The sequence below is a fragment of the Microvirga sp. genome, from assembly GCF_014699075.1.
GTDB lineage: Bacteria > Pseudomonadota > Alphaproteobacteria > Rhizobiales > Beijerinckiaceae > Microvirga.
Genome location: NZ_JACXAB010000003.1, coordinates 300,268 through 311,959, shown reverse-complemented (window position 1 = coordinate 311,959; position 11,692 = coordinate 300,268). Strand labels below are relative to the sequence as shown.

9 protein-coding genes are annotated in these 11,692 nt (G+C 66.2%); all 9 read left to right on the top strand.

All coding sequences use genetic code 11. The annotated features are described in order from the left end of the window. Positions 1–45: 45 nt before the first annotated feature. The 9 genes from murB (at position 46) to IC232_RS06950 (ending at position 11,670) form a co-directional block, all read left to right on the top strand. Positions 46–966 carry a UDP-N-acetylmuramate dehydrogenase gene (gene murB, locus IC232_RS06990; RefSeq protein ID WP_409564873.1) on the top strand — a complete coding sequence of 307 codons (921 nt, stop codon included), beginning with the start codon at positions 46–48 and terminating at the stop codon, positions 964–966. Between the two features lie 51 nt (positions 967–1,017). Next, positions 1,018–1,941, top strand: a complete 924-nt coding sequence (locus IC232_RS06985) for a D-alanine--D-alanine ligase (protein ID WP_190844205.1) — start codon at positions 1,018–1,020, stop codon at positions 1,939–1,941. Continuing rightward, the gene (locus tag IC232_RS06980; RefSeq protein WP_190844204.1) at positions 1,908–2,894 is read left to right on the top strand and encodes a cell division protein FtsQ/DivIB; all 987 of its coding nucleotides are present in this window, start codon (positions 1,908–1,910) and stop codon (positions 2,892–2,894) included. The genes IC232_RS06985 and IC232_RS06980 overlap by 34 nt, the downstream gene beginning before the upstream one ends. Then, positions 2,891–4,213: a cell division protein FtsA gene (ftsA, locus tag IC232_RS06975; RefSeq protein ID WP_190844203.1), complete on the top strand. Its 1,323-nt coding sequence runs from the start codon at positions 2,891–2,893 to the stop codon at positions 4,211–4,213. Before IC232_RS06980 ends, ftsA begins: the two co-directional genes overlap by 4 nt. Before the next feature lie 105 nt (positions 4,214–4,318). Beyond that, positions 4,319–6,010, top strand: a complete 1,692-nt coding sequence (ftsZ, locus tag IC232_RS06970) for a cell division protein FtsZ (protein WP_190844202.1) — start codon at positions 4,319–4,321, stop codon at positions 6,008–6,010. Positions 6,011–6,300: 290 nt separating this feature from the next. Next, positions 6,301–7,245: a UDP-3-O-acyl-N-acetylglucosamine deacetylase gene (gene lpxC, locus IC232_RS06965; protein ID WP_190844201.1), complete on the top strand. Its 945-nt coding sequence runs from the start codon at positions 6,301–6,303 to the stop codon at positions 7,243–7,245. Positions 7,246–7,439: 194 nt separating this feature from the next. Continuing rightward, positions 7,440–8,336 carry an outer membrane protein assembly factor BamD gene (locus IC232_RS06960; RefSeq protein ID WP_190844200.1) on the top strand — a complete coding sequence of 299 codons (897 nt, stop codon included), beginning with the start codon at positions 7,440–7,442 and terminating at the stop codon, positions 8,334–8,336. A 12-nt stretch (positions 8,337–8,348) separates the two neighbouring features. Next, positions 8,349–10,025, top strand: coding sequence for a DNA repair protein RecN (recN, locus tag IC232_RS06955; protein WP_190844199.1), 1,677 nt, complete (start codon positions 8,349–8,351; stop codon positions 10,023–10,025). Positions 10,026–10,236: 211 nt separating this feature from the next. Continuing rightward, positions 10,237–11,670, top strand: coding sequence for a M20/M25/M40 family metallo-hydrolase (locus IC232_RS06950; RefSeq protein ID WP_190844198.1), 1,434 nt, complete (start codon positions 10,237–10,239; stop codon positions 11,668–11,670). Positions 11,671–11,692: the final 22 nt, after the last annotated feature.

Below are 11,692 nucleotides of genomic sequence, written 5' to 3'. Positions count from 1 at the left end.
CGCGAGCCATGCTCGCTCCTCAGGATGAGGGCTGCGGGGTATTTGATGTTTTCTGATATCGTTCCTGAAATCAAAGCCCGCATGCCGGAGCTGCGCGGCAAGCTGGAGGCGAATGCGCCGACGGCGCCTTTGTCGTGGTTCCGCACGGGCGGCCCGGCGCAGGTGTTGTTCACACCGGCGGACACGGACGACCTCGCTTACTTCCTGCAGCGCCTCGACCGCAGCGTGCCGGTTCTCGTGGTAGGCCTCGGCTCCAACCTGCTCATCCGCGACGGCGGTTGGGAAGGTGTTATCATTCGTCTCGGCAAGGGCTTTGCCGAAGTGTCCATCGAGCCGAACCTGCGCGTGCGCGCCGGAGCAGGCGCTCCTGACGTGAAGGTCGCGCGCGCGGCCGCCGAGGCCGGCATTGCGGGGCTGTCTTTCCTGCGTGGCATTCCCGGCGCCATCGGCGGGGCCTTGTGCATGAACGGCGGCGCCTATGGCGGCGAGACCAAGGATGTGCTCGTCGAGGCCAAGGGCCTGACGCGCACCGGCGAGGCGGTGAGCTTCACCAACGCGCAGATGGGCTTCACCTATCGCCATTCGGGCGTGCCCGACGATGTGATCTTCACCGAAGCCCTGTTCGAGGGCCGCTCCGGCAATCCGGAAGAGATCCTCGCCGAGATGAACGCCATCACCGAGGCGCGCTCCTCGACCCAGCCGGTCAACACCCGCACGGGCGGCTCCACCTTCAAGAACCCGCCGGGCAAGAAGGCCTGGGAGCTGGTCGATGCCGCCGGATGCCGGGGACTTCGGGTGGGCGATGCCCAGGTGTCCGAGATGCACTGCAACTTCCTGATCAACCATGGCTCCGCCTCCGCGGCCGACATCGAAGGCTTGGGCGAAGAGGTCCGCCGCCGCGTCCGCGAGATGTCCGGCGTGGAGCTCGAATGGGAGATCAAGCGGGTCGGGCTTCCCAAGCCCTGACCCGAATCACTTTCGGCCCGGCATCGCTGGGGCACATCACAGGAGAGACCCATGGCGAAGCATGTTGCCATCCTTTATGGCGGCTGGTCGGCGGAGCGCGAGGTCAGTCTGGCGTCGGGCCGGGCCTGCTGCAAGGCCTTGGAGAGCCAAGGCTACAAGGTCACTCCCATCGACGTGCAGCCCGATATCGCCACTGTTCTCCAGGCGGTTGCGCCGGACGTGGTGTTCAATGCGCTGCATGGACGGGTGGGCGAGGACGGGACGATTCAGGGCCTGCTCGAACTCTTAAAAATTCCCTACACCCATTCCGGCGTCCTCGCCTCGGCACTCGCCATGCAGAAGGACAAGGCGAAAATCGTCATGGAATCGGCCGGCGTGCCGGTTCCCAAGGGCATGGTCGTTAACCGTTTTGAGGCGGCGAAAAGCCACGCTCTGCCGGCCCCTTACGTGATCAAGCCGATCAGCGAGGGCTCGTCCTACGGGGTCATCATCGTCCGTGAGGACCGCTCCCATCCGCCCCAGGAACTGCTGCGCGAAGACTGGTCGTTCGGCGACCAACTCCTTGTGGAATCTTACGTTGCGGGCCGTGAGCTGACCTGCGCGGTCATGGGCGACAAGGCCCTTGGGGTCATCGACATCCGGCCCGCCACCGGGGTCTTCTACGATTACGATGCGAAATATGTGAAGGGCGGCTCCATTCACGTCCTCCCGGCAGAAATTAAACCGAATATTTACCAAAAGGTCCAAGAGTTGGCGTTAACGGCGCATCAAGCGCTCGGCTGTCGGGGAATCAGCCGCGCCGACTTGCGGTACGACGACACTCCTGGGGGAACCGGGGAACTCGTCGTTCTGGAGGTCAACACGCAACCCGGCATGACCGAGACGAGCTTGGTGCCAGAACTGGCAGCCCACGCGGGCTATACGTTTGGCGAGCTTGTGCAATGGATGGTGGAGGACGCTACCTGCAACCGATGACGGCCTACCCGGCCGGATTCGCCGTTGCGCGCGCTGCCTCCGGGGGGCGGAGGCCCGCCTCCTCGTTCAAGCAGCCCTCCCGAATCAAAAAGCTGTTCGGATCCTCCGGCAGCGTGCGCCGCCGCTCCGCCGGTGCCCCGATCGAGCAACGCCTTCCACGCTTCCTCGGAACCGGCCTGACGCTGGCCTTCTTCTCGGCGGTCGTCGGCTACGGCCTCTGGCAGGGCGGGCATATCGACGGTTTCATCCGCCAGCATGGCGAGCCGCACCATGCGCTGGCCCGCACCGTGGGTCTCGGCCTCGAGCAGGTGACGATCTCCGGCATCTCGCAGATGGGCGAGAACGAGGTTCTCGCGGCGGCCGGCATCAATGGCAAGCTGTCGCTCGCCTTCCTCGACGTGAACGACCTGCGCGAGCGCCTCGAGCGCGTGCCGATGGTCAAGTCGGCGACGGTGCGCAAGCTCTATCCCAACGAACTCGTCATCACGCTGGCCGAGCGCGAGGCGCATGCCATCTGGCAGAACAACGGCGAACTCTTCGTCGTTGCCGCCGATGGCACGGTGATCGACCTGATGCAGGACGAGCGCTATCTCAATCTGCCCTTCGTGGTGGGCGAGGGCGCCAATGCCCGCAGCAAGGATTATCTCGCTCTGGTCGAGGCAGCCGGCCCGCTGAAACAGCGCATTCGCGCCGGCACGCTCGTGGCCGGGCGGCGCTGGACGCTGAAGATGGACAACGGCATGGACGTGCGCCTGCCGGAGATTGGAGCCGCTGAGGCGCTGGCCCGTCTCGTGAAGCTCGAACACGAGCAGAAGATTCTGGAAAAGGACGTGCTGGCGATCGATCTGCGCATGTCGGATCGCGTCGTCGTCCGCTTGACGGAAGAGGCCGCCTTGGCCCGCGCCGAGGCACTCAAGAAAAAACCAATGCGCGGCAAGGGGGTCGATACATGAGTCTCTCGGGTCACGGTTTGACGCCTCGCCTGAAGCCACTCTCCGCACGCAAGAGCACCATTCTCTCGGTGCTCGACGTGGGAACGAGCAAGGTCGTCTGCGTCGTGGCGGAGCTGAAGCCGGCCGACGAGGTCGAGTCGCTGCGCAGCCGCACCCATGTGGCGCGCATCCTCGGCATCGGCCATCAGCGGTCCATGGGCCTGAAGGGCGGCGTTGTCGTCGATCTGGAAGCGGCCGAGGCTGCGATCCGGCAGGCGGTGCATGCCGCCGAGCGGATGGCGAAGGTCGAGATCCAGTCGGTGATCGTGAACCTCACCGGCGGGCGTCTCGCGTCAGAGCATTTCGAGGCGCATGTTCCCGTGCGCGGCGCGGTGAGCGAAGGCGACGTGCATCGCGTGCTCGATGCTGCGTCGAGCTACGATCTGCGTCGCGGCCGCACGGTGCTGCATGCTCTTCCGACCGGTTTCTCGCTCGATGCGCAGAACCACATCGTCGATCCCGCCGGTATGATCGGCGAGCGCCTTGGCGCGGATCTGCACGTGGTGACGTCCGAAGCGGCTGCCGCGCGCAACCTCATGCTGGCGGTCGAGCGCTGCCACCTCGGCATCGAGGCGGTGATCGCAACACCTTATGCAGCGGGCCTCTCCGCCCTCGTCGACGATGAGGCCGACATGGGCTGCGCGGTGGTGGATATGGGCGGCGGCACAACGAGCGTCGGCATCTTCTCCAACGGGCATCTGGTTCACACCGATGCCATCGCGGTCGGCGGTCACCACGTGACCATGGACATCGCGCGCGGTCTCACGACCCGCGTGTCCGCTGCCGAACGGCTCAAGACCTTCTACGGCTCCGCCATCGCATCGAGCGCGGATGACCGGGACATGATCGCGGTGCCGCAGGTCGATGAAGACGAACGGGACGTTCCGAATCATCTGCCGAAGTCGCACCTCGTTCGCATCATCAAGCCGCGGGTCGAGGAGGTTCTCGAACTCGTGCGCGACCGGTTGAAAGGCGCGGGCTTTGCGGCCCAGGCCGGACGGCGGGTCGTGCTGACGGGCGGCGCAAGCCAGCTCGTCGGGCTGCCGGAAACGGCGCGCCGCATCTTGCAGGGCCAGGTTCGTGTCGGGCGTCCGCTCGGCATCAAGGGCCTGCCCGAAGCGGCAAAGGGCCCTGCCTTTTCGGCGGTGGTCGGCCTCCTGGTTTATCCGCAGGTGGCACACATCGAGTATTTCGAGCCGCGCTCCAGCGGCTTGTTTCAGAGTACGGGAACCGACGGCTACTTCTCTCGGATGGGCCGGTGGATTCGCGATAGTTTCTAAGACGAGTAACGCGTTGGCGCGGCGGGCCATCGTGAAGAGTTCAAGTAAACAAAGGTCAGCGTCCGCCAAACGCTCATCACTATAAGGCCAGAAGAGGCACAGATCATGGCTATCAATCAGCAAGCTCCGGACATCCGGGAACTCAGGCCGCATATCACGGTGTTCGGCGTCGGCGGTGCCGGCGGCAATGCCGTGAACAACATGATTGAATCGGGTCTGGAGGGCGTCGAGTTCGTGGTGTCGAACACCGACGCGCAGGCACTAGCTTCTTCCAAAGCCCAGCGCGTGGTTCAGATGGGCATTCAGGTGACCGAAGGTCTCGGCGCCGGCTCACAGCCGGAAGTTGGCCGCGCGGCCGCCGAAGAGGTGATCGACGAGATCCGCGATCAGCTCGCAGGCTCGCACATGGTGTTCATCACCGCCGGCATGGGCGGCGGCACCGGCACGGGCGCTGCCCCGGTCGTGGCCCGCGCAGCCCGCGAACTTGGTATACTGACGGTTGGCGTCGTGACGAAGCCGTTCCAGTTCGAGGGCGTGCGCCGCATGAAGCTGGCGGAAGCCGGCATCAACGAGCTGCAGCAGGCGGTCGACACGCTCATCGTGATCCCGAACCAGAACCTGTTCCGGGTCGCCACCGAGAAGACGACCTTCGCGGACGCCTTCGCCATGGCCGATCAGGTGCTCTACTCGGGCGTTGCCTGCATCACCGACCTGATGGTGAAGGAAGGCCTCATCAACCTCGACTTCGCCGACGTGCGCTCCGTCATGCGCGGCATGGGCAAGGCCATGATGGGCACGGGCGAGGCCTCCGGCGAGAAGCGCGCCATCCGTGCCGCTGAAGCAGCCATTGCCAACCCGCTCCTCGACGACGTGTCGATGAAGGGCGCGCGCGGCCTGCTGATCTCCATCACCGGCGGCAACGACCTCACCCTCTACGAGCTCGACGAAGCCGCCACCCGCATCCGCGAGGAAGTGGACCAGGATGCCAACATCATCCTCGGCGCCACCTTCGACGAGAGCCTGGAAGGCATCATCCGCGTGTCCGTCGTGGCCACCGGCATCGACCACGCGATCATGGAGAACGGCGGCGATCTGACGGCCACCGAGCAGCGCATCTCCGAGGTTGCCGAGCGCCTGCGGGCCGAGGCCCGCGCCCGCGCCACCCAGGCCACGCCGACCTTTCGCTCCGCCGCCCAAGCCGAACCGGTGAAGGCGGCTCAGATCCTGACCCAGGGCTCGCCCGTTCTGGCTCCGGCTCCGATGGCGGCCCCCGTGGCTGCGGCCCAGCCTGTGGAGTCCGCTCCCCAGCCGATCGTGCGCGACGACGTGGTTCTCACCCCGGCCCAGCCGCGGCAGGCAGTGGCCTACGAGGCTCCGGCCCCTCAGGCGCAGGTCTACGACGAGCCTATGGACCAGGGCGCCTTCATCCCGCCGCAGGCCGAGCGCGCCATGCGTCCGGCCCGGATGCCGCGCATCGACGAGCTGCCCATGCCTGGACAGGTTGCCCTGCGCGCCAGCCGCGGCGAGGAGCCGGCTCCGGAGCACAAGCCTTCGCTGATCCAGCGTCTCGCGACCATCGGCTTCGGCCGCCGCGAGGAGCCGCAGCAGGCTCCTGCCGAGCCGCGCCAGGAGGCCCCGCGCCAGCCCATGTCCTCGGTTCATGCCGAATACGCCCGCCGGCCCATGCCGGCCCAGGCGCAGCGGCCGCCGCAGGGCCAGCCGGCCCCGGCTCCCCGGGCGGCTTCCGAGGATGATCAGCTGGAGATTCCCGCCTTCCTCCGCCGCCAGGCCAACTAAGCAAGCCTGACCACGCTGTTACAGCTGTTACAAACGGCCCCCAGCCCTAACCGGCTGGGGGCCTTCTTCGTTAAAAATCTATTAACATCAAAGGCTTGAGACTTATCCCCTTTGTAACAGACGGTAAGAAAGCGTGATTTGGCCTAGCCATATAGCGGGACTATGGTGCCTCACATCATAAGGGGCACCGCTACAAGAAGCCTGCCGCGGGAAGCACAACGCAGCCAATGCACCTTCCTTCGGCGAAACAGGCTCTGTCAGGCGACAAGGGTAATTGAGGTCCAGGACACATGAAGCAAAGCCAGCAAACCACGCTTCGCGCCGCCGTGACCCTCATCGGAACCGGAGTCCACTCCGGGGATGAAGTGAAGATGATCCTTCATCCGGCTGAAGCGAACCATGGCATTGCTTTTCTCCGCACCGGTCTTCCGGGCGGCCTGGACCGTCTGATCGATGCTCGGCATCTGGCGGTGACCGCCACCGAGCTGTGCACGGTCATCGGCGACCGCGACTCGGGCGCGGTCGCCACCATCGAACACCTCATGGCGGCTCTTGCCGGCCTCGGCATCGACAACGTTCTCGTCGAGATCGACGGCCCGGAGGTTCCGATCCTCGACGGCAGCTCGGCGCCCTTCATCGATTCCATCGACCAGGTGGGCATCACGGCTCAGGGCGTCACCCGCCGCTACATCAAGGTTCTCAAGCACGTTCGCGTCACCCAGGGCCGGGCCTTCGCCGAGCTTCTCCCGAACGAGCGCGCCTTCCGCCTCGACGTGGAGATCGACTTCCCGACTCCGGTGATCGGCCGTCAGCGCAAGGCCATCGACCTGTCTCCCTCGGTATTCCGCCGCGAGATCTCCCGCGCCCGCACCTTCGGCTTCATGCGCGACGTGGAGAAGCTCTGGAGCGCCGGCTTCGCGCTCGGCGCCTCCCTTGAGAACACCGTGGCCATCGGCGACGACGGCATCATGAACCCGGAAGGCCTGCGCTATGCCGACGAGTTCGTCCGGCACAAGCTCCTCGACGCCGTCGGCGACCTGTCGCTCGCTGGCCTGCCGCTGCTCGGCACCTACCGCTCCTATTGCGGCGGCCACCGCATGAACTTCTCGGTGCTGGAGGCCCTGTTCTCGAGCCGCTCCAACTACGCCATCGTGGACGCCACGCCGCGCCGCGAGTCCGGCTATGCCGATATCGGCAGCGCGGTCGCTTCGGTTTTCGCTCCCGAAGTGCACTGACATCATTCCTGAAAGCACCGTTACGGTACCTTAGGGTTCAAGGCGCCCATTGGCCGCATGATTTCATGCAGGCTTTCTTAATTCCTATTGGGTAAACCCTGTGCTATGGGCTTGGCTCTTGCCCCGTGCTTGGGCTAAAGAACCTTTGATGCACCGTTAAAACATCGGGCACGGTTTTTGGAGGACCGCGAAGCATGTCGTTCGCGAAGGCTTATTCGGGTATGAAAGGCGCGGCTGCCCGCGCCCTGATCCTTGGCGTCTGCGGCCTGGGGCTCGCGGGATGCGACACGCTCTCGTCGCTGAACCCGTTCGAGAAGGACACGAGCTACAAGCCAGAGATCGTCTCCAACCTGCCCGCCGAAGAGATCTACAACGACGGTCTCGCCCGGGTGCAGAAGGGCGACTTCGACGGCGCTGTTACCAAGTTCAGCAGCCTCGACAAGCAGTATCCCTACACCGACTGGGCCCGCAAAGGCCTGATCATGGAGGCTTACGCCAATTACGAAGGCGGCTTCTACGATGAGGCCATCACGGCCTCTCGCCGCTATCTCCAGAGCTATCCCAACACCACGGACGCGGCCTACGCCCAGTACATCATGGCGTCGTCCTATTACGACCAGATCCCGGACATCACCCGCGACCAGGAAAAGTCCGAGCGCGCCATCCTGTCCCTGCAGGAACTGGTCCAGCGCTACCCGAACTCCGAGTACGTGTCCGACGCCCGGAAGAAGATCCAGGTCGCGAGCGACCAGCTCGCCGGCAAGGAGCTGGAGGTCGGCCGCTTCTACCTGCAGAAGCGCAACTACGCGGGCGCCATCAACCGCTTCCGCCAGGTCGTGTCCCGTTACCAGACGACCCGCCACGTGGAAGAGGCTCTCCAGCGCCTCACCGAGGCCTACATGGCCATGGGCATCGTGGGCGAGGCGCAGACCGCCGCCGCCGTTCTCGGTCACAACTTCCCCGACTCTCCTTGGTACAAGGATGCCCACGCCCTCCTGACGAAGGGCGGCGTTGAGCCTCGCGAGGACTCCCAGTCCTGGATCAGCAAGGCCTTCCGCGGCGTTCCCCAGGTCGGTCAGCGGACGGGCTAAGCCTCACCATCCATGCTCATCCAGCTGGCGATTCGCGATATCGTCCTCATCGACAGGCTTGAGCTTCACTTCCATGAGGGCTTGAGCGTCCTCACGGGTGAGACCGGCGCGGGCAAGTCGATCCTGCTCGATGCTTTCGCCCTGGCTCTCGGCGGCCGCGGCGACGGCAGCCTCGTGCGCCATGGCGAGAACCAGGGCCAGGTGACGGCCGTCTTTGACTGCCCCATGGATCACCCGGCCCGCCGCATCGCGTCGGATGCGGACATCGACATCGACGGCGACCTGATCCTACGCCGCGTGCAGGTGGCCGACGGGCGCACCCGCGCCTTCGTCAACGACCAGCCGGTCAGCGTCCAGGTGCTCAAGGCCATCGGCGCGACCCTGGTCGAGATCCATGGCCAGCACGACGACCGCGCCCTTGTCGATCCCGTCTCTCACCGCGCGATCCTCGACGCCTTCGGCGGTCTCGCAGGGGAAAACCAGGCCGTGGCCGAGGCGGCCCGCCGGGTGCGCGACGCGCGAACGGCCCTGCAGGACCACCGCAACCGCATCCAGAAAGCCCGCAAGGAGGCCGATTTCCTGCGCCATGCGGTCGAGGAGCTGACGAAGCTCAACCCGCTGGCAGGCGAGGAGGAGAGCCTCGCCGAGCGCCGCGTGGTCATGATGCAGTCCGAGAAGGTGTCGACGGATCTCAACGAGGCCTACGAGGTCGTGGCCGGCAACGCATCGCCGGTCAACGAACTCTCGGCTGCCGTGCGCAAGCTGGAGCGCCGCGGCGCCCAGGCGCCCGCCCTCGTGGACCCGAGCGTCAAGGCTCTCGATGCGGCGCTGGTTGCCATCGACGAGGCGCGCGCCGCCCTCGAAGACGCGATCCGCGCCACCGAATACGACCCCCGCGAGCTGGAGCAGACGGAGGAGCGCCTGTTTGCGCTTCGTGCCGCCGCCCGGAAATACGACGTGCCCGCCGACGAGTTGGCCGCCTTGCGCCAGCGCTTCGAGGAGGATGTGGTGGCCATCGATGCCGGCGAGGAAAAGCTCGCCGGCCTGGAGAAGGCCCAAAAAGAAGCCGACGACGCTTATGTGAAGGCCGCGAAGGCGCTTTCAGCCGGTCGCAGGAAGGCCGCCCAGGCCCTCGATGCCGCCGTCCAGGCTGAACTGCCGCCGCTCAAGCTGGAGCGCGCGCGCTTCATCACGGAAATCACCACCGACGAGGCGAGCCGCGACGCGGGCGGCTTCGAGCGCGTGGAGTTCTGGGCCCAGACCAATCCCGGCACCCGCGCCGGCCCGCTCATGAAAGTGGCCTCGGGCGGCGAGCTCTCGCGCTTCATGCTGGCCCTGAAGGTGGTGCTGGCGGACAAGGGCTCGGCCCCGACCCTGGTCTTCGACGAGATCGACACCGGCGTCGGCGGTGCCGTGGCGGACGCCATCGGCCAGCGCCTCGGACGCCTCGCCCGCAAGGTCCAGGTGATGGCCGTCACCCACGCGCCGCAGGTGGCCGCCAAGGCCGAGAGCCACTTCCTCATCGCCAAGGAGGGCGTGCGCGGTGAAAAGGACCGGGTCGCCACCCGCGTGATCCCGCTGGAGGCCACGCCGCGCCGGGAGGAGATCGCCCGCATGCTCGCCGGCGCGACCATCACCGAGGAAGCCCGCGCGGCCGCCGCGCGCCTGCTCGAAGCGGCGGCGCATTAGCGCATCGTGCGGACCCAGCGGGCCGCGCCAGCGAAAACCGGATCCACTTTTCGCTGGCGCGGCCCGCTGGGTCCGCACGATGCGCAAGCTATGAATGGAGCATCCCAAGTCTCACGTCTGTGTGAGGGCCAGGCTGCCGCACTTGTTGCGGGGCGCGCAAACCCGATGTCCTTGGACGCACCAAGAGGTGCCCCATGGAAACGAGCCTCGCGTGCCCCGATTGCAGTCGAACATCCGCCGAACCGCGCTTGCAGCCTGTATTGTCCTGACGGGCGCAGCATCGTCCCATGCCGATGTCGGCCTGCCCGCAGCCGGTGTCCAGACCGATCCGTTCCGCCATGTCCAGGCGTTGCAGGACATCGCCGCGGCCAATGGCGGCAACAGGGCGGCCGGAACGCCCGGCTATGACCGCTCCGCCGAATACATCGCCGAACAGCTGCGTGCCGCCGGCTACAATGTGCGGTTCGAGGAATTCACCTTTCCGTTCTTCGACGAGCGGTCACCGCCGGTCCTCGTCGCCGGGCCTGGAGAGGCCGATGCGTTCACGCCGCCGCGCGAGGCGCTGCGCACCCTGGCGAGTTCCGGTTCCGGCGACGTGACGGCGCCCGTCCAGGCGGTCGATCTCGCCTTGAACGAGGAGCCCCTTCAGACCTCGACCAGCGGCTGCGAACGGGAGGACTTTGCAGGCTTCACCCCAGGCCATATCGCCCTCGTGCGGCGGGGCACCTGTCCGTTCCAAACCAAGGCGGAGCTGGCCCAGTCGGCGGGAGCCGCAGGCCTCATCATCATGAACCAGGGCACCGGGGACCAGACCGGCACCTTCGGCGGACGCCTCGCCACGCAAGCCGCGATTCCCGTGCTGGGCGTGACCACCGAGGCCGGGCGGAAGCTTGCCGAGGTGGCCCAAGACTCATCCCGCAATCGGGTGCGCCTGAAGGTCGATGTTGAGACCGGCACCCGCTCCACCCGGAATGTGCTTGCGGATCGTGGTGAGACCAACGTCCCTTTCATGGTGGTCGGAGCCCATCTCGACAGTGTGTCGGAGGGGCCCGGCATGAACGACAATGCCAGCGGCTCGGCGGCCGTTCTGGAGACGGCCCTGCGCCTTGCAAGGGAGCCCGCGACCGGCACGCCGATCCGCTTCGCCTTCTGGGGTGCGGAGGAGCGCGGCCTTGTCGGCTCGCGCCATCACTTGGATGCGCTCTCAGAGGAGGAGCGGCGCCGGATCCGGTTCTACATCAATCTCGACATGGTCGGCTCGGTCAATCCTGGGCGGTTTATCCAGCTCTCGCAGACGGAGCGCACGCCTGAGACCGCCGGCATCATCCAGGCCTTCACCGATCACTTCGAATCCAAAAATCTGCCGGTGGAGGAGCGCTCCCGCAACCAGCGCGGCTTCGGCTCGGACGATGCGGCCTTTTCGGGCAAGAACATCCCGACGCTGGGCCTCTTCACCGGCGCCGGCAATGCGAAGAGCGACGAGCATGCCGCGCGCTTTGGCGGCCAGGCCGGGCAGCCCTACGACCCCTGCTATCACAAGGCCTGCGACAATGCGGGGAACGTGGACCGCGTGCTGCTCGGGCAGATGACGGATGCGCTGACCCAGGTGCTGCGGAATACGCGCCCGATCATGCCGGATCGATAACCGAGCAGGATCGCCTTTTCTG

What these genes read in the sequence shown, in the direction of transcription:
- murB (WP_409564873.1), top strand. Translation starts at nt 46, where the DNA reads ATGTTTTCTGATATCGTTCCTGAAATCAAAGCCCGCATGCCGGAGCTG.
- IC232_RS06985 (WP_190844205.1), top strand. Translation starts at nt 1,018, where the DNA reads ATGGCGAAGCATGTTGCCATCCTTTATGGCGGCTGGTCGGCGGAGCGC.
- IC232_RS06980 (WP_190844204.1), top strand. Translation starts at nt 1,908, where the DNA reads ATGGATGGTGGAGGACGCTACCTGCAACCGATGACGGCCTACCCGGCC.
- ftsA (WP_190844203.1), top strand. Translation starts at nt 2,891, where the DNA reads ATGAGTCTCTCGGGTCACGGTTTGACGCCTCGCCTGAAGCCACTCTCC.
- ftsZ (WP_190844202.1), top strand. Translation starts at nt 4,319, where the DNA reads ATGGCTATCAATCAGCAAGCTCCGGACATCCGGGAACTCAGGCCGCAT.
- lpxC (WP_190844201.1), top strand. Translation starts at nt 6,301, where the DNA reads ATGAAGCAAAGCCAGCAAACCACGCTTCGCGCCGCCGTGACCCTCATC.
- IC232_RS06960 (WP_190844200.1), top strand. Translation starts at nt 7,440, where the DNA reads ATGTCGTTCGCGAAGGCTTATTCGGGTATGAAAGGCGCGGCTGCCCGC.
- recN (WP_190844199.1), top strand. Translation starts at nt 8,349, where the DNA reads ATGCTCATCCAGCTGGCGATTCGCGATATCGTCCTCATCGACAGGCTT.